Raw genomic sequence first — 22,023 nt, 5'->3', positions numbered from 1 at the left:
CCTCGCGGAAATGGTGCGTGCGGCACTGGTGGCTGCGAGCGCAGGGTCGCCGGGCTCCAGCGCCGAGCAAGATGGGCTGCATCCCTGCCTCACACCGGCCGCGCGGAAGCGGGGCGGGTGGCGCTGGTAGACGCAAGCGCGGGGCCTCCCGGCTCCAGAGCGGAGGGCAGCGCGAGGGCTCGTGTGAGCAGGGCCGCGAGTGGCTCCCACTCAACGAGGAAGCCGTCGTGCCCGTACAGGCTGGACAGCTCCGCGTGCTCCGCATGGCGTCCGAGCGTGCGCAGGCGCTGGGCAATGGCCGCCATGTGCTCGGGGAAGAAGAGCTGATCCCTGTCGATGCCCACGCACAGCGCGCTCGCGCGGATTCGCTCCAGTCCGCCATGAGGCGCGCGCGAGAGGTCGTGGTGGTCCATGGCTCCGAGCTGCACGAGGTACGCGCGCGCATCGAAGCGGGCCTCCAGCTTGCGCCCCTGATGCTCCAGGTAGCTCTGCACGGGGTAGAGCGCGCGGGAGGACCACGTCGGCGGCCGCTGCTGACTGGCTTCGAGTCCAGGCTCGGCGCGGTACGTGAGCATCGCGAGCTGTCGCGCGAGCTCGAGTCCGCGATGCGGTGCCTCGGGAAAGCCTGGGTCGAGGAGCAGTGCCTGCCGTGCGACGTGGTTGAGTCCCACCACCCACGACGACGCGGCCTCGGCCGTGGCGATGGGGGCCATGCGCGCGAAGCGCTCCGGAGCGAGCGCGGCGAGGCAGAGGACAATCATTCCGCCCAGCGAGCCGCCGGTGACGAGGTCCACCTCCTGGATGCCCAACGCGTCGAGCGCGAGGAGGATGCTTCGAGCCTGGTCCCACGGGGTGACGGTGGCGGGAAGGTGCTGCTCATCCTGGCGGAGGTCGCCCTTGGCGAGCGTGGGCGGAGGCCCGAAGCGCGTGTCGTCCGTGCGACGGGGAAATCCTTCATCGGCGGGGCCCGAGGTGCCGTAGCAGGAGCCGAGGTTGTTGAAGCACAAGAGCCGCACGCGAGTCGGGTCCAGCGCGCGCCCCGGGCCGATGACGGGCTCCCACCAGCCGCCTTCACCTCCAGCGCGCATGTCTCCGGTGAGCGCGTGCACGAGCAGCACGGTGGGCACGCGCGAGGAGGGGCGGGTGTCGCTTCGACGGCGGGTGCGCTCGACGGCGTGGTGTTGCTCGGCGAGGGTGCGACGGACGACGCGCGGCGTGGTGCCCCGGGCTTCTTCATCCGGGAGGAGCCGGGCGCGAGCGTGGAGCCACGGCAGGTCGTCCTCGGGGCCCCACCACCAGCCGCGCACGAGGTGGGGAGCGATGCGCGCACCTGCTTCCAGCGTCAGGTCCGGCGGTGTCACTTCGAAGAGGCGCGGCGTGGGCGCGCAGGTGAGGGAGGCCAAGGGGAGACTCCGGGCAAGCGGGTGGCGTCGCGGGCGCATGGGGGCGTCCGGGTGGGAACCAGGTTCAGCTCGGGCGGAACGGTTTCGCTGCGCTCCTGTGGGAGTGCGCGAGGGCGCTGAAGGAGGGCCAGAAACGACGAAGCCCACCGACCCTCGCGGGGTGGGTGGGCTCGGTGGCTCGCCAGGGTCGGATGGACGTCAGCCGACGCGGGCGGGCGGGAGCCCACCTGTCATCGACATTCGACGCATGGCGAGAAGGGACGTCATCGGCGCTAGGGATAAACGCTCGCCCCACGTGAGTCAAGCTGACCCGCGGTGCCAGGGCGCGGCGTGAGGGGCTTGTGACACTCGCAGCGGCCCCGCGTCACGGGATTCCGCGAGGGCGCGGGAATCCCTCTCACGGGTTCGTCACGTGGGCGTTCGCGGTGTACGGCGCGAGCGCGCCGATGTGGCCGGGACGGGCCTTCACGCGCGCGAGCCAGGCGGACACCGCGGGGAAGTCACCCAGGTCCAGGCCCACGTCGGGAGCGAGGTGGACATAGGCGTACAGGCCGATGTCGGCGACGGTGGGGCGCTCGCCCACGAGGAACGCGTGGTGCTGGAGGTGGCGCTCCAGGGACTTGAGGGCGTTGCGGCCCGCTTCGATGCGCAGGAGGAAGGTCTCCGGGTGGCGAGGGGCGCGGCCGGTGAGCTTCCAGAAGCGGGCGGTGCCGATGTTGGGCTCCACGGCGTTCTGTTCGAAGAAGAGCCACTGGTGGACCTGGGCGCGCTCGAAGGCATCCTGGGGAAGCAGTGGGGTGCCCTCGGCGAGGAAGAGGAGGATGGCGTTGGATTCGGCGAGGAAGCGGCCCGGCTCGGGTTCCAGCACGGGGATGCGGCCATCGGGATTCTTGTGGCGGAGGAAGTCCTCCGTCCGGCTCTCGCCCGCGAAGATGTCCACGGGGACCAGCTCGTAGGGCCGGTCGAGCCAGGAGAGCAGGAGGCGCAGCTTGTAGCCGTTGGCGGAAGGCGCGTAGTCGTAGAGGCGCATGGGGGCTCCGGGGAGGTGGGGTCAGCGTAGGCGCCTGTCTCCAGGCGAGCGACCCGGTCCTTGCGGTCTTGTCGTCACCGGGAAGGGGCGCAAGAACCGGGTTGAAGGGGCGGGACCTCGGGGCCATACCGAGGGGTGGACATACCCTTGAGTCAGGAGCCGGGAATGGCGACCAGCGATTACGCCCGAATCGAGCAGGCGATTCTCTATCTCGATGCGCACGCGCGCGAGCAGCCGTCCCTGGACGACGTCGCGGCGCACGTGGGGCTGAGCCCCTTCCACTTCCAGCGTCTCTTCACCCGCTGGGCGGGCATCAGCCCGAAGCGATTCCTCCAGGTGCACACGCTCAGCTCGGCGCGTCGACTGCTGGCCGAGCGGCGAAGCGTGCTCGACACGTCGTTCGCCGTGGGCCTGTCGGGAGGCGGGCGGTTGCACGAGCTCTTCGTCACGCTGACGGCGATGACACCGGGAGAGTTCAAGCTCGGGGGCGAGGGGCTCACGGTGCACCACGGTGTGCATGTGACGCCCTTCGGTGAGTGCCTGATTGCCGTGTGTGAGCGGGGCATCTGCGGGCTGCACTTCCTCACGGGGGAGTTGGAAGCGGAGGCGCTGGCGGAGCTGAAGGCGCAGTGGCCGAAGGCCACGTTCGTGGAGTCCGCGCAGGAGACCGCGCCCTGGGTGGAGCGCATCTTCCCCGAGGCGCCGCCGAGTGAGCGCACGCCGTTGTCGGTGCTGGTGAAGGGGACGCCGTTCCAGGTGCAGGTGTGGCAGGCGCTGCTGCGCGTGGCGCCGGGAGAGGTGGCGACGTACGAGGACCTGGCGAGGGCCATCGGCAAGCCGAAGGCGGTGCGCGCGGTGGGCACGGCGGTGGGAGGCAACTCCGTGGCATTGCTGATTCCCTGCCACCGCGTGCTGCGGAAGACGGGCGTCTTCGGGGACTACCGCTGGGGGCCCGCGCGCAAGCAGGTGATGCTCGCGTGGGAGTCCCTGCGATACGGGGCGGAGAACGAGGATGGCGACGTGAGAGATGCCCAGGTGGGGCTGGGTTGAGTCGGCTGCGTCGCTACGAGCGACTCATGCCGCGAGGGGCCCGTTTCGGTCCACGGACCAGGATGGCGGAGACCTTCCCCGAATCCGCAATCCCGCAGACCAGGGCGCGCTCGTGGGTGGAGTCCGGGGACATCAATCCGTGGATCGCCAGCCCTGTCCCCACGACGCCATTGGCGGCTCCCACCTCGCCAATCGACTCGCTCGGTGCCAGGACGCTGCTTGCGTCGAAGTCGAGCTGCTGCCCGAGCAGGACCTGGGCGTTGCCCCAGACGTGCGCCTTCCACTCCTCGCCATTGAGGTCGAGCACCAGCTCTCCCCGAAACGGGAGCCCTGTGTCATCGGCGGCGAGGGCCTCTTGAATGGCCTCCGCTAGCAATCGTCCGCGCTTCGCCAGGCTGGAGACGTCGCTGGCAGGTGGCGACTTCACGACGACGGAGGCGATGTGACAGCCATCGCCTGTGTCGCGCGGGTGCGCCGCTTCCACCATGAGGCAGGCCCCGGCCTGCCCAGGCAGGAGCCCCGTGGGGGCCTCGGCACTCTTCAATCGGCGGTGCCGGGCCAGCCATTGGAGGGTGAGCCCATCCAGATACGAATCGGCTCCCGCGAGCACCACCCGACCCACCTCCCGGTGGGAGCCCAGGAGCGTCGCCGCGCGCTGGAGCCCTTCCGCGAAGCCGGAGTGGCCTGACGCAAGCGCTTCCGTGTGTGCGAATGGGAGCGAGCTTGTCATCAATTGTTGGAGGGGCCTGACGAAGTACTGGCCCAACGCATCAGGCTTCTCGTGGATGGCCCACCGGAACCGCTCGGGGTCCAGCATGGGCGTCAGGGCCATCAGCGCGGTTCCTCGCCAGCGCTCGGGAGCCATGGGTGTTGGGGTCCCTTCATGGAGCAGGTCCTCCAGTGCTCCCGCGGCGAGTCGCACCCATGCTCCGGCCTGGAAGAACCCCTCGGCGAACCCGGAGACCGGGTGGCCTCGGGCCGGGGTGACGTCGCCGTCTCCACTGGACACGAGGAGCCCTGGAAGCTCGCATGCGCGCGTCAGCCCGGCGCGGATGGCCGAGCAGCTCCCGGTGCGGCCATAGCCCACCGAGGTCACCATCCCGAGTCCCGTCACGGCCAGTCGCATGGTGTCTCTAGCCAAGGTCGACGAACGAGGGGATGTGCCGCCAGGCATCGGGAGAGGGAAGTGGGGTCGACTCCACTCGGCGAGCCAGGGAGGGCGCGAATGGGTAGTCACGGGCCACCTTCAGCTTCGCCCGCTCCGCGAACCGCAACACTGCCAACAGCTCCACCCACAGGTGGAACACAGTGGCCACGTCGTTCGGAGAGGTCTGCTCCTGCTCGAGCTTCTTCTCGTTCTCGCGGCGATGGTCGCCAATCCATCGCTCCAGGGCCTCATCGAAGATCTGCTGGTCCGAGTGGAGCAGGGCCCGGCACAGCTCCAGGCGGAAATCCGCGCCACCTGCGAGTACCTGTTCGTAACGCTTCAACAGTGCGTCCAGGTGACTGCGTTCCCGCTCAAGGACGAAGCCATCCATCAGCAAGCGCATGTAGAGGAAGTCTTCCTCATACTCTTCGTCGGGATTCCAGGTCGCACGCGAAGCTTGAGCAATGGCTTGAGCCGCCTTCACATCGGCGCAAGCGACGGCGTCGAAGAAGGGCTCGCAGCGGCTGGTGACCTTGTTCTCGACGGGAAGGCCTTCCAGGTAGAAGACGAAGGCATGAGCGCTTCGTGAGAGGTGGTTGACGAACCCCACGACCTGGCCGGACATGAAGAACTCCACGATTCCCAATCGCCTGTAGTAGCCGCAGAAGAAGAGCATCTGTCGCGGCGTCACGTCGCGCGCGAGGACAAAGGGAAGCCCCTGTCCCAGCGAGATGCCCAGGTCCTTGCGCACCAGCCACAGGGGAACGCTCATGCGCTCGAACCGCTCGCTGACTTCGTGGTGGGCACCTGGGGCAGGCTGAAGAGATAGATGTTCGTGGGGTTCACGGCCTTCAGGGCGTCCGCCAGTTGATGGCTGATGACGATCAGCTCGCGCTCATGCTTGAGCCGGAAGATGGCCGGGGTGTCCTGGAGCTTCTCCGGGTCAAGGACGGCTTTCTCAAGCTTGACGACTTCATCACCCTCCCACTCGATTTCACTCGCTTCCAGATTGAGGCAGTCGCGGTTCCCCAGTGGATTGACGATGAAATAGTCGCGGCTTGCCTCTCTGCCCTTGTGATTGAGCATCACGAAGGGGAGGCATTCCATGCTGACGCCGGTGGCCTCGATGATGTCCTTCAGCTTCCGCTCGACCACGAGGATGCTGTCGGTATTGCATACGAGAGATGGCAGCTTGATGCCGCCGTACTCGTCGCTCATTTGCCACGCGGTATTCGCGGGGTAGTCGGCGCCCATTGCAATCCCGCGCGACATTTTATAGCTCTTGCCGCGAATGCTGTCAGGCAGGTCGCCCATCGTGCAATAGGACAGGTCGGTCAGCGGAGCCAGATTCAAGGAGAAGTAGTTCATGAGAGTTTCAGCCCGGGCAAGTCGACAAGCGGTTCTCCAGGGTTGCTCGATCCAAAGTCCGTAATGGCCTTGTAACAATCATTGGAGAGCGTGTGGAGCTTCCTCTTGGAGAGTGGAGTCATCTTCTTGATGTCGCAGTCCTGATTTTCTCCTTTGATTTCCGCAGCTCTCTCTTTGTAGTCGCTCATGATGGCCTTGAGCCGGGTCGCGACCTTGTGGTTGTAGGGAATGTGGTCGAACTTGGGTTTCTGGTCAAACGCGGTCGACCCATCATCCAGTGAGAGATGTCTTGGGAGGTTGAGGATCTTGCCCACCTCGGTGTCCATGGGCAGGAGGATCATGTTGACGTAGTGGTTGACGTTGTAGGGAGCCTTGAGAAGTCCCGCTCGAATGAGATTCACGATCCGCGGATCAGTATCCGCATTCGCGATCGCCGTGTTCAGGGTGCCCTTGGGAATCATGTGGTGGGCATTGTTCCAATAGGGCCAGAACGAGGTGGTGAAGTTCATCCCCGGGCCAATCGGCTTCCCTGCGGCATCCACGGCGCCCACGCGTGTGGGTCCATTGATATCCCAATCGCCCGGCTGTGGCACGGTGAGGTGGTCGCCATAGTCACCGTCCCAGGGATATCGGCCGGAGGGGTTCTCCGGACTGGAGCCGCGCCGGGTGAGGTATCGCGAGGTCGGAATGGGTCCCCCGCCATGGGCTTGAGCGATGCGCGCGTGGCCGTCGGCGGAAACCTTGTAGATGTCACCGCGTCCCTTGTTGCTACGGGAATGCTCGACGGCCTGATAGCGATAAGAGCAGCTGTTCTTCTTGTGGTAGTCCGACTCGTGTCCTGAGAGGCAGGCCCCGCCCTCCAGGGCGTTCCCGATGGGCTTGTGAAGACCCGTGTCCTCGTCCGTCAGGTGATTGTTTTCAGCCATGAGGTCCTCGGCTCACGTCGGTGGAGACATTCGCGGCTACGCCGGCTCGTCACAGCACAGGCAGGGCGGAGCCTCTTCCTTTTTGCCCATGGCGACCACGGGCGGCTGGATGAGAGGGACGGGCGGGGTGTTCTTGTCGTTGTGGAGCATGAGGTCGAGTGCGCGCGCCACGTTCTTGCCTTCGACCTTCACGTCGAAGGAGTAGTTGACGAACTCCGCCTTGCCCTTCGTCTTGCTGGAGGCCACTCCCCCGCCCGCCGTGCCCGCCTCGTCGCCGGTGCTCGTGCTGAAGTTGGAGTCCTTCAGGCAGATGGGATTGCCCTCCACGGAGACGCTCTTGCTTCCCTTCGCGGTGTCGGAGGACTGCGCGACGTTGGGGTAGGGGATGGGAACGGGGCCCGCGGGGCTCGGGGTCTTACAGACGTCGGGCATCGCGATGGTGGTTCCACCCGTGTCCTTGTGGACGACCGAGAGCTTGTTGACGCCGACACTCGTACCCATGTGACACCTCGTGTGCTCAGTGGCTCATCTGCGTCAGGAAGGGACCGGTCCAGAGGGCCCGGCTTCCCAGGGAGCGAAGCTCCGTCAATCGATGCGTCTGGAGGTGCGAGAAATCGAGCACCTCCACCGCGTGTCGTCCCTGGGTCCGGATGGCCAGCTCCAGCGCCAGGGGCGCACGTCGTCGCGTCACGGCGCTGCTCAAGGAATCCACCAGGGCTTCCGCCGTGAACGGGCGTCCCGCGAGGTACCGTGCATCCTTCCCGAATCGAGGACGCTTCTCGGCCCACCAGGTCTCGATGGCTTCAGGGCGTGGCAGCTCCAAGTGGGCATCCCGGGGCTCTTTGTCCGAGGCGTCCTCCTCCTCGTCCGGCTCCTCCCGCTCCTTGCGGAAATGCTCCGTGAGGACCAGCCCGGTGATGGCGCAGAAGGACTCGGCCGCGACGCCCGCGTGTTTCGCGTCCCTCAACCAGGGGAGGCAGGCCTCCACCGCCGCGACCTTGCCGCTGAAGCCCACGGCCCACAGCGCCTCACGGCGAAGCGTCGAGACATCGAGCAACCGCAGCATTCGTGTCAGATGCGCGGGTTCGCCTCCCATCGACATCGCCAGGCGTGCGAGGTCTCCACCCTCGTCCCTCGCGTCGCTCCAATCGAGACACGCCAGGAACGCCTCGCGGCTGTTGCGGACCAGTCCCCAGCGCAGGCCCGCGGCGCGGACAGCGGCGCTGGGCGAGCCGAGTGCCTTTCGAAGGAGCCTCGGGTCTTCCGGAAGGTTCACCGCACAAGCCGCGCGGAGCGCAGCCGCTTGAACCCTGGGCACTTCGTGCTGGCACAGCCGGAGGAGGGGCTCGGGAGGAAGTCCCCGCCGGAAGGAGAGCACTTCGAGCAACGTGGCCTGCAAGTCCGGGTCATCCATCGCGAGCAGCGGCAGGAGCTGCTTCGACAACCCGGGGCGCTCGCTGAGCGACAGGGCGCGTGCCATGGCGCCGCGCAGTTCATCCGGTGCTTCCTGGAACGTCCGCATCACGAGGTCGGCGTATCCGTCCATGGCGAGGAGCGTGTGGCTCGCGACGCGAAGCTTCTCGGAGTCCTCTTCTCCCAGCGCGGGAATCAGGAGTCGCTCGGCTACACGTGGGCCACCGAGCACGAGGGCCCGAAGGTGCGCCCGCAGTCGGAGTTCATTGCCTCCCGCGACGTCCGCCAGCGTATGGCGCGAGGAAGACAGGTTGCCTTCCCACTGCGTCCACAAGAAGCAGGCTTCTTCGAAGTGGGTTTCGAGTACGTCCCAGCGGAGCTGTTCATCCGGGCGATCCCACATGTCTGGCCACGATAGGGGCACAGCGCTCCCGGCGGCCACCCACGACTGTGATTCAGGGCGCCAGGTGGCGCATGTGGTTGCTTGCCGTCTACGGGATTTCCGAGGGGCGTGCATGCCCCTCCCTGCGAGATGCGGACCTGAAGCCTCCGCTCAGGAGATCCGCGCGACGAGCTTGAGCGGCAGGTTGCGCAGGAAGAACCCCACCACGGTCCACGGCCAGCCGGGGACGTAGGCGCTTACCGGCTCGCGCTCAATCGCCTTCACCAGCGCACGTGAGCCCGTCGCCGAGTCCACGGCGAACGGCAGGTTCTTCGCCCCCGCGTTCAGCTCCGTGTGGATGTAGCCGGGGTAAATCGTCGACACCTTGATGGGCGTGTTCATCAGCTCCGCGCGGATGCCCTCCGTCAGCGTCGCGAGGCCCGCCTTCGTCGCCGCGTACACCGTGAGATGGCGAGGCAACCCCCGCATCGCGCTCATGGATGAAATGGTGACGAGGTGTCCCTGGCCCTGCTTGCGAAGGATGCCCACGGCCGCCTCGCACTGCGCCACAGCGGCCACGAAGTTCGTCTGCGCCGTCTTCGCGTTGGTGGCGAAGTTGCCGGTGCCAATCCGTTTCCCCACGCCGATGCCCGCGTTGATGATGATGCGGTCCAGGCTGCCGAGGTCCTTGGCGAACGCCTCGAAGACCTCGAACACCTGCTCGTGCTCATTCACGTCCAGCGCGCGCACGAAGATGTGCAGGTCCGGATGCTTCGCCAGCAACTCCGAACGCAGCGACTCCAGCCGGTCCGTGCGCCGGGCGCACAGCGCGAGGTTCCGCCCCCTCGCCGCGAACTCACGAGCCATGCCCTCACCCAGTCCGGAGCTCGCGCCGGTAATCAGGATGTTCTTGCGCATGGCCGTGTTCCTCAGCGGTAGGTGATGAGAGCGCTCTGAGCGCCCTCGAAGTGGGCGTGCTCGTTGAGCGTGGACATGTAGCGGCCCCGGTCACTGTAGATGACCTTCGTGACGCCACAGTTGGCGAGCGTCCAGTTCAACCGGAACGCGTGCTCGTCTGGAATCTGGAGCAGGTGCTGGCAGATGGCCGTGACAGGGCCGCCCGAAGTGAACACCAGCGCCGTCTTCGACGGCCCCAGGCCTTGGATGAGCGCGTCCAGCGCTCGCACACAGCGCTCCCGGAACACCGGCCAGGGCTCCGTGTACTCCGCGTCGTGTTTCCCGGCGACCCAGCGCGCCACGGCCTGGGTGAACAACTCCTGGAACGCACGGCGCGGGTCCTTCGCGCCCATCAGGTCTTCCGCCAAGGCCGCGTGATTCGCATAGCGCGGCGTGTGCCGGGTCACGAGCTCGTCATGGTCGAACTCGTTGAAGCCCGGTGTGCGAGCAGGCAGCAGGCTCGTGCCCATCGCGGTGAGGCACGTCTCCGCCGTCTGCTGGTGACGCGTGAGCGTGCCGGCGACGACCGCGTCCAGGGTGGGCAACCGCGTCTTGAGCGCCTCGCCGAGCACCCGGGCCTGGATGAAGCCCGTCTCGGAGAGCTGGTCATAGTTCCGCGCGCCGAAGGACGCCTGTCCATGGCGGATGAGATACACCACGCCCATCAGCGACCGCCCTTCCGGATGAGGCGCCTGCAGCGCCAGTCGAAGTACGTCACCAGCGACCAGAAGTTCTTGAACGCCGGGTTGCGCGTCTGCTTGTGGTGATAGCGGTAGTAGATCTGCTGGATGATGCCGGCCAGCCGGAAGATTCCGAAGACCTCGTAGAAGGTCCAGTTGGCGGGCTTCAGGCCGGAGCGCTGGAGGTAGTAGTCGACGACCTCCTGGCGGCGCAGCATGCCGGGCACGTGTGTGGGCTGACGCCGCGTGGCTCGCATGAAGAAGTCGTCATCGGCCTGGACCCAGTAGGCCAGCGCGCTGCCCAGGTCCATCAGCGGGTCGCCCAGCGTGGCCATCTCCCAGTCGAGCACGCCGATGACATGGGTGGGGTCACCCGGGTCCAACACCACGTTGTCGAAGCGCCAGTCATTGTGGATGACGCAGGTGGCGACATCGTCGGGGATGTGGTCCTTGAGCCAGGCGCGCACGTACTTGAAGCTCGGCACGTTCCACGTCCGGGCCTTCTCATAGCGGTCCGACCAGCCTTCCACCTGGCGCCTCGGGTAGCCGGCTCCCTTGCCGAGCGACGACAGCCCCGCGGCCTGGGCGTCCACGGCATGCAGCTCCAGCAGCCGGTCCACGACATTGAGGCAGAGCTTGCGAGTCTCCGCGGGGCCGAGGTTCATGCCCCGGGGCATGTTGGCGCGCGGGATGATGCCCTCGATGCGCTCCATGACGTAGAAGTCCGCGCCGATGACGGCGGGGTCCTGGCACAGCCCCACCATCTCCGGCACCCAGGGGTAGGCGGGCTTGAGGGCCTTCTGCACGCGGTACTCGCGTGACATGTCGTGCGCGGACTTCGCCTTCGTTCCGGACGGCGGCCGGCGAAGGATGAGGTCGCGGTTCGGATACTTGAGGCGGTAGGTCCAGTTGGACGCGCCGCCCGAGAACTGCGTCACCGTGGGTGAGCCCTCGAGCGTCGAAATCTGGTGTTTGAGCCAGGCATCGACGGCGGCGACGTTCAACTCCTCACCGGCTCGGATGGAGCCGGGCGTGTCGAGCGAAGTGGAAGGCGTGGCGTTCGTGGCCATGGTGGGTCACTTCCTGGAGAAGCCGCGCTTGGCCAGCTCGATGCGGGCGATGACGCCCTTGTGCACCTCGTCCGGGCCGTCCGCGAGCCGCAGCGTGCGCGCCTGTCCGAAGAAGCCCGCGAGCGCCGTGTCGTTGGAGACGCCCGCGCCGCCGTGAAGCTGGATGGCGTCGTCGACGATGCGCTGGAGCATGCTCGGGGCGACGACCTTGATGGCGGAAATCTCGGTCATCGCGCCGATGGGGCCCACCTGGTCCATCTTCCACGCCGCGTAGAGCGTGAGCAGGCGGGCCTGGTCGATGGCGATGCGGGCCTCGGCCACGCGCTCGCGGTTGCCGCCCAGGTTCATGATGGGCTTGCCGAAGGCCGTGCGGTTCATTCCCCGGTCAATCATCAGCTCCAGCGCCCGCTCCGCCGCGCCCACGCAGCGCATGCAGTGGTGGATGCGGCCGGGGCCCAGTCGGCCCTGGGCAATCTCGAAGCCCATGCCCGGGCCACCGATGATGTTGGAGACGGGCACTCGCACGTTGTCGAAGTGGACCTCGCCGTGGCCGTGGGGCGCGTCGTACTCGCCGAAGACGGGCAGCATGCGCTTGATGGTGATGCCCGGCGCGTCCAGGGGCGCGAGCACCATGGAGTGCTGGTGATGACGGTCGCCCCCGGTGTCGGGCGTGCGCGCCATGAAGATGGTGACCTTGGCCTTGGGGTGTCCCAAGCCGGTGGACCACCACTTGGTGCCGTTGAGGATGACCTCGTCGCCCTCGACGACGGCGGTGGCCTCCATGTTGGTGGCGTCCGACGAGGCCACGCCCGGCTCCGTCATGCAGAACACCGAGCGGATGTCACCCGCGAGCAGCGGCTTGAGCCAGCGCTCCTGCTGGGCGGGGGTGCCGTACTTCCACAGCACCTCCATGTTGCCGGTGTCGGGGGCGTTGCAGTTGAAGACCTCGGGGGCCATCAGGCTGCGCCCGGTCTCCTCGGCGATGGGCGCGTATTCGAGCGTGGAGAGGCCCGGGGCGAGCTTCTCGTCCGGGAGGAAGAGGTTCCACAGCCCCTGCTCCTTGGCGCGGGCCTTGAGGTCCTCCATGACGGAGGACACCGGCCACGTCTTCCAGTCGCCGCCTCGGGAGGCTTCCATGACCTCCTGGTAGTAGCGCTCCTCGGAGGGCTCGATGTGCTCGCGCATGAACCGCTTCACGCGCTCCAGGTAGTCCTTGGCTCTGGCGCTGGGCTCGAAGTCCACGGTGATGCCTCCTCCACGAGAGGCGTCCATCCTTGGCACCCGGCTCTTGTTGAATCCACTGAATGTTGGTCATGTGTCGTCATGAGCCTGGTTCATGACTCTGCCCGGCGGCCCGGGGCTCCCGACCTCAACCTCTTCAGGGTGTTCGACGTCGTCTACCGGGAGCGCAACCTGACGCGCGCGGCCGAAGTCCTTTTCCTCAGTCAGTCGGCGGTGAGCCATGCGCTGACCCGTCTGCGAGAGCAACTGGGTGCCCCGCTGTTCGTCCGGGAGGGGCGCGGGGTGGCGCCCACGCCGCTGGCTGAACGACTGGCGCCGGAGATTCGCGAGGCGCTCGCCCTGTTGCAGCAGGCCGTGCACCACACCCGCGGTTTCGAGCCCGTGCGGGATGTGGGCACCTTCACGCTGGCGATGAGCGACATGCTGGAGCCGTCCATCGTTCCTCGGCTCGTGGCTCGGCTTCGGGAGCGAAGTCCGGAGGCGCGCATCAGCAGCGTGCGACTGGAGCGGACGCGACTGGAGCGGGACCTCGCGTCGGGACGGTTGGATCTGGCCATCGACGTGGAGCAACCCACCAGCGCGGAGCTGCGGCACACGGCCTTCACTCATGACGCGTTCTGTGTGGTGAGTCGTAAGCGCAGGCGGCTGGACGTGGCGGCGTACATGGGAGCGCGCCATGTCACGGTATCGTCGCGGCGCACGGGGCTGGCGGTGGAGGACCTGGTGCTCAGTCGTCTGGGATATCAGCGCGAGGTGACGGTGCGTTGCCGGCACTACGAGACGGCCTGCCGCATCGTGTCTGGTTCAGACTTGATGCTGACGATGCCCCGGCGCCGCGCGGAGGAGATCAACGCGGAGTTGGACAACCACCTGTTGCCCATGCCGCTCGCGCTGCCCCGGCTTGAGCTGCACCTGTACTGGCATCGCTCCGAGGACAGCGAGCCGCGCAGTCAGTGGTTGCGCTCGGAGCTGCAGTTCCTGGCGAAGGGACTGATGGGCGCCTCGCGAAGATAGTGCTTCCGGGTGTCTGAACTCCCGCGCGTTGGTCTAGGTTCAGTCCATGCACGACGCGGCCTTCACGACAGAGTTCTTCACCCCGTCGGGGGTGCGTCTTCGCCAGAGGAACTCTCGCCCAGGCGCCTTCAACTGGCTGCTGCTCCCCGGCGGGCCTGGGATTGGCTCGGAGAGCCTGCTCGGGCTCGCGGACGTCCTGGATGTTCCCGGCACGTGCTGGATGGTGGACCTGCCGGGAGATGGGTCGAACGTCTCGCCCCCGGGCTCCCCCGAGGTCCCCTTCGACGTGTGGCCCCGCGTTCTCGTCGAGGCCGCCCGCGCGCTCCCGAACTGCGTCTACCTGGGACACTCCACCGGAGGCATGTATCTGCTGTCCGTGCCGGAACTGGAGACGTTGCTCGTGGGAATGGTGCTCGTGAGCACGGCACCCGACGCGGGCTGGCGTGCGCCGTTCTTCGCGATGACCCAACGGCATCCCCTTCCCGAAGTCGACGCCGCGAGCCAGCGCTATGACGCCGAGCGCACGAACGAGCGGCTCCGCGACATCGCGGTGGCATCAGCGGAGTGGAACTTCACGGCAGAGGGCCTCGACACGGGACGCGAGCTGCTGCGGCGGATGCCCTACAACCGCGCGGCCGTCGACTGGTCCGACCGCGCCTTCGATGAGACGTACGTCCACACGTGGTGGCCGCGCTCCCTGCCCACGCTCATCATCAGCGGCGCCGAGGACCGCATCGTCCAGCAGACGCCGTGGTCGCAGCCCGCCTTCCAGGGGCCGCACATCCTCCACAGGACGGTGGAGGGCGCGGCGCATTTCCCCTGGGTGGAGCGCCCGGAGGCCGTGGCCTCCGCCATGCGCGAGTTCGCCTCCCGGCTGACGCCACGTCCGTGAGCACTCAACGTCGGGCCTGCTTCACGCCTCGATGTCGAACGCGAGTGACGCCCGCTCACCGGGCTCCACATGCAGCAGTCCCTCGCCAGTAGCCAACGCCCCAGCAGCGGCCGTCCACGGCTCCACGCAGACGAAGTCCTTGCCGCGCAGGGTCCACACCACCAGCACCTTGAACTCCGGGCTCCACGACAGGTGCACCGGCCGCAGACCCGGTCCGCGTCCCAGCACCGTCCCAGGGCCGGAGTGGTCTCTCAGGTGCAAGTCCACCTCGTCCTGCGTCAGGTCGAGCCCCGTGAAGGGCACCTCGCGCTTGTTCCGGTTGTCCCACGCGTGCGTCGCGTCCGTCTCCACCGTGGCCACGGCCTTCGCCGCGTCGGGCACCCGGAAGTACGGATGGAAGCCCAGGTGCAGGGGCAGGGGGCGCGTGTCGCGATTCTCCACGTCGAAGTCCAACGTGAGCCGCGTGCCCACCAGCGAGAAGGTGAGCTGCGCGTCGAATTGCCACGGGAACTGGCGCAGCGTCTCCTCGGTGGAGGACAGCCCCACCACCAGCAGCGAGTCCTCCGCCTGGCGCACGGTCCACGGCAGCCGCCGCGCGAAGCCGTGCTGCGACATCGTGAAGGACTTGCGGTCCGCCGGGTACGTGTCACCCGGAAGGGGCCCGGCGATGGGGAACAGCACGGGGATGCCACCGCGCACGTTCTTCGCCGGGTCCGCCACGGTGGCCTCGTCGAGGTACAGCACCTCGTCGCCGTCCACCGTCATCCTCGAGACGAGGGCCCCGCGTGAAGGAATCACCTCCACGCGGCACCCACCGTCCACCAACGCGTACGTCTCCAACCCTGCGATACCGGGGAACGCTCGGCTCATACGAGCCTAGATACCCCCATCGTGGGGGTCGCTGTCCATGAACGGATACGGCACCTTCGCGGGCGAGACAAAGGTCTCCTTCACCGTGCGAGGGCTGGTCCACCGGATGAGGTTGAGCAGCGAGCCCGCCTTGTCGTTGGTGCCCGACGCCCGCGAGCCGCCGAAGGGCTGCTGGCCCACCACCGCGCCCGTGGGCTTGTCGTTGATGTAGATGTTTCCCGCCGCGTGACGCAGCTCGCTCATCGCCGTGTCGATGGCCTTCCTGTCACGGCCGAAGATGGCGCCCGTCAGCGCGTACGTCGCGCTCTGGTCCACCTCGCGCAGCGTCTCCACGTACTTCGCGTCGGGATACACGTACACGCCCACCAGCGGCGCGAAGACCTCCTCGCGCATGATGCGGTGACGCGGGTTGGTGAGCTGCACCAGCGTGGGCTTCACGAACCAGCCTTCCTTCCGGTCCGCCTCTCCGCCCGCGACGATGCTGGCCTCGCCGTCCTGCTTCGCCAGGTCGATGTACGAGGAGACCTTCTTGAAGGACTTCTCGTCGATGACCGCGCCCATGAAGTTGCGGAAGTCCGTCACGTCGCCCATCCGGATGTCACCGATGAGCGCCTGGAGGCGGGACTTCAGCTTGGGCCACATGGACTCGGGGACGTAGACGCGGCTGGCCGCCGAACACTTCTGGCCCTGGTACTCGAAGCCGCCGCGGACGATGGCCACCGCGAGCGCCTCCACGTCGTCCGCAGCCGACGCGTGCGCCACGATGAAGTCCTTGCCGCCCGTCTCACCCACCAGCCGGGGGTACTGCTTGTACCGGCCGATGTTCTCTCCCACCGTCTTCCACATGGAGTTGAACGTCGGCGTGGAGCCGGTGAAGTGGATGCCGCCCAGGTGGGGGCTGGCCAGCGTCGGGTTGCCAATGGTGGGCCCGTCGCCGTTGAGCATGTTGATGACGCCGTCGGGCAGGCCCGCCTCACGGAGCAGCTCCATGAAGTACCAGGCGCTCAGCGCCGCCGTGGAGGACGGCTTGAACAGCACCACGTTGCCCATGATGGCCGGCGCGGTGCAGAGGTTCATCGCGATGGACGTGAAGTTGAACGGCGCCACCGCGAACACGAAGCCGTCCAGCGGGCGGTAGTCCAACATGTTCCACGTCTGCGGCGAGGACTCCGGCTGGATGGCCAGGATCTGCTCGGCGAAGTGGACGTTGTAGCGCAGGAAGTCGATGGCCTCGCACGCCGCGTCGATTTCCGCCTGGTGGGCCGTCTTGGACTGACCCAGCATGGTGGACGCGTTGATGAGCGGGCGGTAGCGCGTGGCGAGCAGCTCCGCGGCGCGCAGGAAGATGGCGGCGCGCGAGGCGAACGGCGTCCGCGCCCAGTCCTCCTTCACGGCCAGGGCGGCCTGGATGGCCTGCTCGACATGGCTGGCGTCCGCCTCGTGCAGCGTGGCCAGCACGTGCGAGTGCCGGTGCGGCATGCGGACGGTGTCCGTCTTGCCGCTGCGCACCTGCTTGCCGCCGATGATGAGCGGGATGTCGATCTGCTCACCAGCCATGCGCTTGAGCGCGGCCTGGAGCTCGCGGCGCTCGGGAGCACCGGGCGCGTAGGGCAGGATGGGCTCGTTTCGGGGAGCCGGGACGCGGGGGATGGCGTTGATCACGCGGTGGACCTCGGGACAGGGCGAAAAGGGCGGGGAGCATGAACCAACCGACTCCACCGGGGAAGCGTGGAAGCAGGCCGTCGTCTGCACCCGGACACCCGCTGTCAACCCCCAGCCTGGCCGGGTATTTCCCACCACCCCGCCCGGAGGCTCATACCGTGCGAGGGGGGCACATTGACCGGGCGACACAGCGCGCGGTTACGATGGGGCATGCGCATCCCGCCCCCGAGCCCCGCGATGCCGCCCGTCCCTGGCCTCACCGCCCTGGAAGAGGCGCTCCGGAAGGACCTCGAGCGGCTGGAGTATCCCCGCCGCTCCTGGGTGCTCCCCCGCCGCACCCGCGCCGGCGAGCCCGTGCTGGATGTCCTCATCATCGGCGGAGGACAGAGCGGCCTCACCGCCGCCTTCGGGCTGATGCGCGAGAAGGTGACGAACCTGCTCGTCGTCGATGACGGAGAGCAGGACCTCGCGGGGCCCTGGAAGACCTTCGCGCGCATGCACACGCTGCGCACGCCCAAGCACCTCACCGGCCCCGACCACAACCTGCCCAACCTCTGCTTCCAGTCCTGGTTCGAGGCCCAGTATGGCGAGGCCGCCTGGACGTCCCTGGAGCGCATCCCCAAGGAGCTGTGGGCGGACTTCCTCGGCTGGTACCGGCGCACGCTGGGCATCCCCGTGCGCTGCCGCTCGCGCGCGGGCGCGCTGACCTGGAGCGCGGAGGACGACTGCTTCCAGGTGCCGCTGGAGGACGTGCGCACGGGACAGAGCGAGGTCCTCCACGCCCGCAAAATCGTGCTCGCTACGGGCATCGACGGCTCGGGACGCTGGGAAGTCCCAGCGGTGGTGGCGGGGCTGCCTCGCGAGCTGTACGCGCAGACGCGCGAGGACATCGACTTCGAGGCGCTGCGGGGGCGCAGCATCGGCGTGCTCGGCGCGGGGGCCTCCGCGTTCGACAACGCCTCCGTCGCGCTGGAGCACGGCGCGGGCGAGGTGCGTCTCTTCTACCGGCGCAAGACGCTGCCCACCGTCAACCCGTACCGCTGGGCGGAGTTCGTCGGCTTCCTCAAGCACCACGCGGACCTGCCGGACGCGGACAAGTGGCGCTTCATCCACCGCATCTTCGAGATGGGGCAGTTGCCTCCCGCCGACACGTACCGCCGTGCACGCGCGTATCCGCAGTTCCACCTGCACGCGGAGAGCCCGTGGGTGGGCGCCGAGGCCGTGGACGGACGGGTCCGCATCACCACGCCGCAGGGGCACTACACCTTCGACAAGCTCATCGTCGGCAGCGGCACGGTGACGGACCTCTCGCTGCGTCCAGAGCTGGCGAACCTGCATCAGGACATCGCACTCTGGAAGGACCGCTTCACGCCGCCCTCGGGCCAGTCGCACACGGACCTGCTGCGCCATCCGTACCTGGGGCCCGGCTTCGAGTTGCAGGAGAAGCACCCGGGCCGCGCGCCGCATCTGTCGTCCATCTTCAACTACACCTTCGGGTGCCTGCTCTCGCTGGGCTTCGGTGGCGCGAGCATCTCTGGCATGAAGTACAGCCTGCCTCGACTGACGGCGGGCGTGACGCGGCAGCTCTACGTGGATGACCGGGACGCATTCTTCAGCGCCCTGGAGTGCTTCGACGAGAAGGAATTCGAGCCATGAGCAGTGGTGAGTTCGGGCTGCGCAGCCGTCGCGTCCTCGCGGCGGGTGGTTTGCGCGAGGCCGTGGTGGTGGTGAAGGACGGGCGGGTGGTGAAGGTGGCGGGGCCCAGTGAGGCGCTCGGGGCCCTGACGGTGACGGACGTGGGCAACCACGTGGTGATGCCTGGCGTGGTGGACTGCCACGCGCACATCAACGAGCCCGGCCGCACGGAGTGGGAGGGCTTCGAGACGGCCACGCGCGCGGCGGCGGCCGGCGGCATCACCACCGTCGTGGACATGCCGCTCAACTCGCTGCCGCCCACCACCACGTTGGAGGCGCTGAAGCTCAAGGCGAGCGCCGCCAGCGAGTCCAGTCAGGTGGACCACGGCTTCTGGGGCGGGGTGATTCCGGGCAACGCGGACGAGTTGGAAGCGCTCATCGACGCGGGTGTCGCGGGCTTCAAGTGCTTCTTGTGCCCCTCGGGCGTGGACGAGTTTCCCCCGGCGGACCGCGCGGTGCTCGACGTGGCGATGCCGATTCTCGCGCGGCGGGGCATTCCGCTCATTGTCCACGCGGAGCTGGAGTCTCCGCTGGAGGCCGCGGACGCGGGCGGCCCGCGCACGTACCGCGCCTATCTGGAGTCCCGGCCTCGCCGCTGGGAGCAGGACGCCATCCGGATGATGATGGAGCTGGCGCGTCAGCACCGCTGCCGGGTCCACATCGTCCATCTGTCGTCGGCGGATGCGCTGCCGTTGCTGGCAGACGCGCGCCGGGAGGGACTGGATGTCTCGGTGGAGACGTGTCCGCACTACCTCAGCTTCACCGCCGAGGAAATCGAGGATGGGGCCACCCACTTCAAGTGCGCGCCCCCCATCCGCGAGGCTGAGAATCGCGAGCGGCTCTGGGCCGGGCTGGCGCGGGGCGACATCGAGTTGGTCGTGTCGGACCACTCGCCCTGCACGCCGGCGCTGAAGCTCCTGGAGCGCGGTGACTTCGGCGCGGCGTGGGGCGGCATCGCGTCGCTCCAGCTCAGCCTGTCTGCCGTGTGGACCGAGGCGGCCAGGCGTGGCCACGGTCTGGAGACGCTGGTCCGCTGGATGTGTGAAGCCCCGGCTCGGCTGGTGGGACTGCACGGCACCAAGGGGACGCTGTCACCCGGCGCTGACGCGGACCTGGTGGTGTTCGACCCCGAGGCCACATTCACCGTGGAGCCCAAGCGGCTCCAGCACCGTCACCCGCTGACGCCGTACGCGGGCCGCACGCTCTCGGGCGTGGTGGAGACGACGTTCCTTCGCGGGACGAAAATCTACGAGCGCGGGCAGCCCTTCCCGCGTCCGAGTGGAACCTGGGTGCGCCGCCCGTCCTCGGCGCGCATCGCCGTTTGAAGCCTTTGGAGATTACACACCATGCATGCACCGGAAGAGGGGAAGCTGCGCGTCGGCTTCACCGAGCTCATCGACCTGGCCGCGGAGAAGGTCGGCGGCAAGGCCCTGCTGGCCAGTGACGAGTTCTTCGCCGGCAAGGAGAACCTGCTCAAGCCCGGCCGAGGCGTCTTCATCCCCGACAAGTACACCGAGCAGGGCAAGTGGATGGACGGCTGGGAGTCGCGCCGCAAGCGCGTTCCCGGTCACGACTGGTGCATCCTCCAGCTCGGGCTGCCCGGCGTGTTGCGCGGCGTGGATGTCGACACCAACCACTTCGTGGGCAACTTCCCCGAGTACGCCTCGGTGGACGCGCTGGAGGTAGAAGGCTCGCCCTCCGCCGAGTCGCTGGTGGACGCGAAGTGGACGCGCATCCTCCCGCAGCTGCGGCTGCAGGGCGGTTCGCGCAACCTCTTCCCCATCCTCAGTGAGCAGCGCTGGACGCACCTGCGCCTCAACATCTACCCGGACGGTGGCGTGGCGCGCTTCCGCGTCCACGGCGAGGTGAGGCCGGACCTGTCGCGGCTGACGCATGCGAATGGCTCGGTGGACCTGGCGGCGGCGGAGAATGGCGGCACGGTGTCCGCGTGCAACGACGCCTTCTTCGGCCCGAAGGACAACCTCATCCTCCCGGGCCGTGCCGCCAACATGGGCGAGGGATGGGAGACGCGCCGCAAGCGCCTGCTGCCGGGCTTCGACTGGATTGTGGTGAAGCTGGCCGTCCCCGGCTCCGTGGAGCGCGTGGAGGTGGACACCGCGCACTACAAGGGCAACTTCCCGGAGAGCGCGTCCCTGGAGGGAATCTCCCTGCGTGAGCCGGTGGTGGACTTCGCCAACGCGCATGACCTCGCGTGGACGGAGCTCTTGCCGCGCACGAAGCTCCAGGCGGACCATCGCCACTACTTCGAGTCCGAGCTGAAGGCGAAGGGCCCCTTCACCCACGTGCGGCTGAAAATCTTCCCCGACGGTGGTGTCAGCCGGTTGCGCGTCCACGGGCGGCCGGCATGAGCGCGCTGACTCGGCTCAACACGCTGGCTCCCGAGGCGGCCAAGGAGGAGCTCTTGCGCTGCTGTGGCTCCGCGCGCTGGGTGGAGGCCATGGTGCGCGCGCGGCCCTACCGGGACGTGGAGCACGTGTTGGCGGAGGCCGGGTGGCTCTGGGAGCAGACGGGGCCGGATGACTGGCACGAGGCCTTCAAGCACCACCCGCGCATCGGCGGCGTGGACGCGCTGCGCGCGAAGTTCGCGTCCACCGCCACCTGGTCCTCGCAGGAGCAGGGCGGGGTGAGCGGCGCCGCCGAGGCGGTGCTCCAGGGTCTGGCCGACGGCAACAAGGCCTACGAGGAGCGCTTCGGCTTCATCTTCCTCGTCTGCGCCACGGGCAAGAGCGCGGATGAGATGTTGGGGCTGCTGCGCGCGCGCCTGGGCAACGCACCGGACGACGAGCTGCGCATCGCCGCTGGCGAGCAGGCGAAAATCACCCGCATCCGATTGGAGAAGCTGCTGGCGTCATGAGCACTCTTTCCACCCACGTTCTCGATACGAACCGCGGCCGTCCGGCCTCCGGTGTTCCCATTGCATTGGAGGTCCAGGTGGCCGCGGGCGAGTGGAAGGAGCTGGCTCGCGGCGTCACCAACGACGATGGCCGCGTGCGCGACTTCCTGCCGGCCGGCGCTCGCGTCGAGCCCGGCGTGTACCGGATGTCCTTCGACACCGGGACGTACTTCCGGGGGCTCGGCGTGAAGGGCTTCTACCCGTCGGTGTCGGTGGTGTTCGAGCTGGCCGCGCCCGACGAGCACTACCACGTGCCCCTGCTGCTCAGCCCCTTCGGCTACTCGACGTACCGGGGGAGCTGAACCCCG

Annotated in this window: 22 protein-coding genes; 8 read left to right on the top strand and 14 right to left on the bottom strand. The window is 67.9% G+C overall.

What is annotated here, in order from left to right:
• Nucleotides 1–89: 89 nt before the first annotated feature.
• Nucleotides 90–1,403 carry an alpha/beta fold hydrolase gene (locus G4D83_RS43715; RefSeq protein WP_240357155.1) on the bottom strand — a complete coding sequence of 438 codons (1,314 nt, stop codon included), beginning with the start codon at nucleotides 1,401–1,403 and terminating at the stop codon, nucleotides 90–92.
• Nucleotides 1,404–1,800: 397 nt separating this feature from the next.
• Nucleotides 1,801–2,433 (bottom strand): glutathione S-transferase family protein, encoded by a 633-nt coding sequence (locus G4D83_RS43710; RefSeq protein ID WP_163870900.1) that lies wholly within the window; start codon nucleotides 2,431–2,433, stop codon nucleotides 1,801–1,803.
• 165 nt (nucleotides 2,434–2,598) lie between these two features.
• Between G4D83_RS43710 and G4D83_RS43705 the strand changes: the two genes are divergently transcribed.
• Entirely contained in the window at nucleotides 2,599–3,483 is an 885-nt protein-coding gene (locus G4D83_RS43705; protein ID WP_163870899.1) for a bifunctional transcriptional activator/DNA repair enzyme AdaA, read from the top strand.
• Nucleotides 3,484–3,496: 13 nt separating this feature from the next.
• Here G4D83_RS43705 and G4D83_RS43700 read toward each other — a convergent pair whose 3' ends face one another.
• From G4D83_RS43700 to G4D83_RS43655, 10 genes are all read right to left on the bottom strand, one after another.
• Nucleotides 3,497–4,609: a hypothetical protein gene (locus G4D83_RS43700; protein ID WP_163870898.1), complete on the bottom strand. Its 1,113-nt coding sequence runs from the start codon at nucleotides 4,607–4,609 to the stop codon at nucleotides 3,497–3,499.
• A gap of 7 nt (nucleotides 4,610–4,616) precedes the next feature.
• Entirely contained in the window at nucleotides 4,617–5,402 is a 786-nt protein-coding gene (locus tag G4D83_RS43695; protein WP_163870897.1) for an Imm49 family immunity protein, read from the bottom strand.
• A complete protein-coding gene (locus G4D83_RS43690; RefSeq protein ID WP_163870896.1) occupies nucleotides 5,399–5,998 on the bottom strand; it encodes an imm11 family protein in 600 nt (199 codons plus the stop codon). Before G4D83_RS43690 ends, G4D83_RS43695 begins: the two co-directional genes overlap by 4 nt.
• A complete protein-coding gene (locus tag G4D83_RS43685) occupies nucleotides 5,995–6,924 on the bottom strand; it encodes an AHH domain-containing protein (RefSeq protein ID WP_163870895.1) in 930 nt (309 codons plus the stop codon). The genes G4D83_RS43690 and G4D83_RS43685 overlap by 4 nt, the downstream gene beginning before the upstream one ends.
• Nucleotides 6,925–6,960: 36 nt before the next feature.
• Nucleotides 6,961–7,425, bottom strand: a complete 465-nt coding sequence (locus tag G4D83_RS43680; protein WP_163870894.1) for a DUF4150 domain-containing protein — start codon at nucleotides 7,423–7,425, stop codon at nucleotides 6,961–6,963.
• Between the two features lie 16 nt (nucleotides 7,426–7,441).
• A complete protein-coding gene (locus tag G4D83_RS43675; protein WP_163870893.1) occupies nucleotides 7,442–8,740 on the bottom strand; it encodes a TIGR02270 family protein in 1,299 nt (432 codons plus the stop codon).
• Between the two features lie 150 nt (nucleotides 8,741–8,890).
• Nucleotides 8,891–9,637 (bottom strand): SDR family oxidoreductase, encoded by a 747-nt coding sequence (locus G4D83_RS43670; protein ID WP_163870892.1) that lies wholly within the window; start codon nucleotides 9,635–9,637, stop codon nucleotides 8,891–8,893.
• 11 nt (nucleotides 9,638–9,648) lie between these two features.
• The gene (locus G4D83_RS43665) at nucleotides 9,649–10,341 is read right to left on the bottom strand and encodes a histidine phosphatase family protein (RefSeq protein WP_163870891.1); all 693 of its coding nucleotides are present in this window, start codon (nucleotides 10,339–10,341) and stop codon (nucleotides 9,649–9,651) included.
• Complete coding sequence (locus G4D83_RS43660; RefSeq protein WP_163870890.1) at nucleotides 10,341–11,426, bottom strand: phosphotransferase family protein; 1,086 nt, start codon at nucleotides 11,424–11,426, stop codon at nucleotides 10,341–10,343. Before G4D83_RS43660 ends, G4D83_RS43665 begins: the two co-directional genes overlap by 1 nt.
• Before the next feature lie 6 nt (nucleotides 11,427–11,432).
• Nucleotides 11,433–12,668, bottom strand: a complete 1,236-nt coding sequence (locus G4D83_RS43655; RefSeq protein WP_163870924.1) for an acyl-CoA dehydrogenase family protein — start codon at nucleotides 12,666–12,668, stop codon at nucleotides 11,433–11,435.
• Between the two features lie 81 nt (nucleotides 12,669–12,749).
• On the opposite strand from G4D83_RS43655, the gene G4D83_RS43650 reads away from it, so the two are divergent.
• Together G4D83_RS43650 and G4D83_RS43645 are read left to right on the top strand one after the other, a co-directional pair.
• On the top strand, nucleotides 12,750–13,682 hold the full coding sequence (locus G4D83_RS43650; protein ID WP_163870889.1) for a LysR substrate-binding domain-containing protein: 933 nt from the start codon (nucleotides 12,750–12,752) through the stop codon (nucleotides 13,680–13,682).
• A gap of 46 nt (nucleotides 13,683–13,728) precedes the next feature.
• The gene (locus tag G4D83_RS43645; RefSeq protein WP_163870888.1) at nucleotides 13,729–14,574 is read left to right on the top strand and encodes an alpha/beta fold hydrolase; all 846 of its coding nucleotides are present in this window, start codon (nucleotides 13,729–13,731) and stop codon (nucleotides 14,572–14,574) included.
• Nucleotides 14,575–14,595: 21 nt separating this feature from the next.
• Here G4D83_RS43645 and G4D83_RS43640 read toward each other — a convergent pair whose 3' ends face one another.
• Together G4D83_RS43640 and pruA are read right to left on the bottom strand one after the other, a co-directional pair.
• A complete protein-coding gene (locus G4D83_RS43640) occupies nucleotides 14,596–15,444 on the bottom strand; it encodes an aldose epimerase family protein (RefSeq protein ID WP_163870887.1) in 849 nt (282 codons plus the stop codon).
• 6 nt (nucleotides 15,445–15,450) lie between these two features.
• Entirely contained in the window at nucleotides 15,451–17,106 is a 1,656-nt protein-coding gene (pruA, locus tag G4D83_RS43635; RefSeq protein ID WP_163870886.1) for an L-glutamate gamma-semialdehyde dehydrogenase, read from the bottom strand.
• A gap of 210 nt (nucleotides 17,107–17,316) precedes the next feature.
• Between pruA and G4D83_RS43630 the strand changes: the two genes are divergently transcribed.
• The 5 genes from G4D83_RS43630 to uraH are packed head-to-tail and all read left to right on the top strand — an operon-like array spanning nucleotide 17,317 to nucleotide 22,017.
• Entirely contained in the window at nucleotides 17,317–18,762 is a 1,446-nt protein-coding gene (locus G4D83_RS43630) for an FAD/NAD(P)-binding protein (RefSeq protein WP_163870885.1), read from the top strand.
• Nucleotides 18,759–20,126 (top strand): allantoinase AllB, encoded by a 1,368-nt coding sequence (gene allB / locus G4D83_RS43625; protein ID WP_163870884.1) that lies wholly within the window; start codon nucleotides 18,759–18,761, stop codon nucleotides 20,124–20,126. Before G4D83_RS43630 ends, allB begins: the two co-directional genes overlap by 4 nt.
• A 21-nt stretch (nucleotides 20,127–20,147) precedes the next feature.
• A complete protein-coding gene (gene alc / locus G4D83_RS43620; RefSeq protein ID WP_163870883.1) occupies nucleotides 20,148–21,170 on the top strand; it encodes an allantoicase in 1,023 nt (340 codons plus the stop codon).
• On the top strand, nucleotides 21,167–21,676 hold the full coding sequence (uraD, locus tag G4D83_RS43615; protein ID WP_163870882.1) for a 2-oxo-4-hydroxy-4-carboxy-5-ureidoimidazoline decarboxylase: 510 nt from the start codon (nucleotides 21,167–21,169) through the stop codon (nucleotides 21,674–21,676). Before alc ends, uraD begins: the two co-directional genes overlap by 4 nt.
• Nucleotides 21,673–22,017, top strand: coding sequence for a hydroxyisourate hydrolase (uraH, locus tag G4D83_RS43610; RefSeq protein ID WP_163870881.1), 345 nt, complete (start codon nucleotides 21,673–21,675; stop codon nucleotides 22,015–22,017). Before uraD ends, uraH begins: the two co-directional genes overlap by 4 nt.
• Nucleotides 22,018–22,023: the final 6 nt, after the last annotated feature.

Source organism: Myxococcus eversor (assembly GCF_010894455.1).
Taxonomy (GTDB): domain Bacteria; phylum Myxococcota; class Myxococcia; order Myxococcales; family Myxococcaceae; genus Myxococcus; species Myxococcus eversor.
The sequence above is the reverse complement of the archived record's forward strand: the minus strand, read 5'-3'. Positions and strand labels throughout refer to the sequence as shown.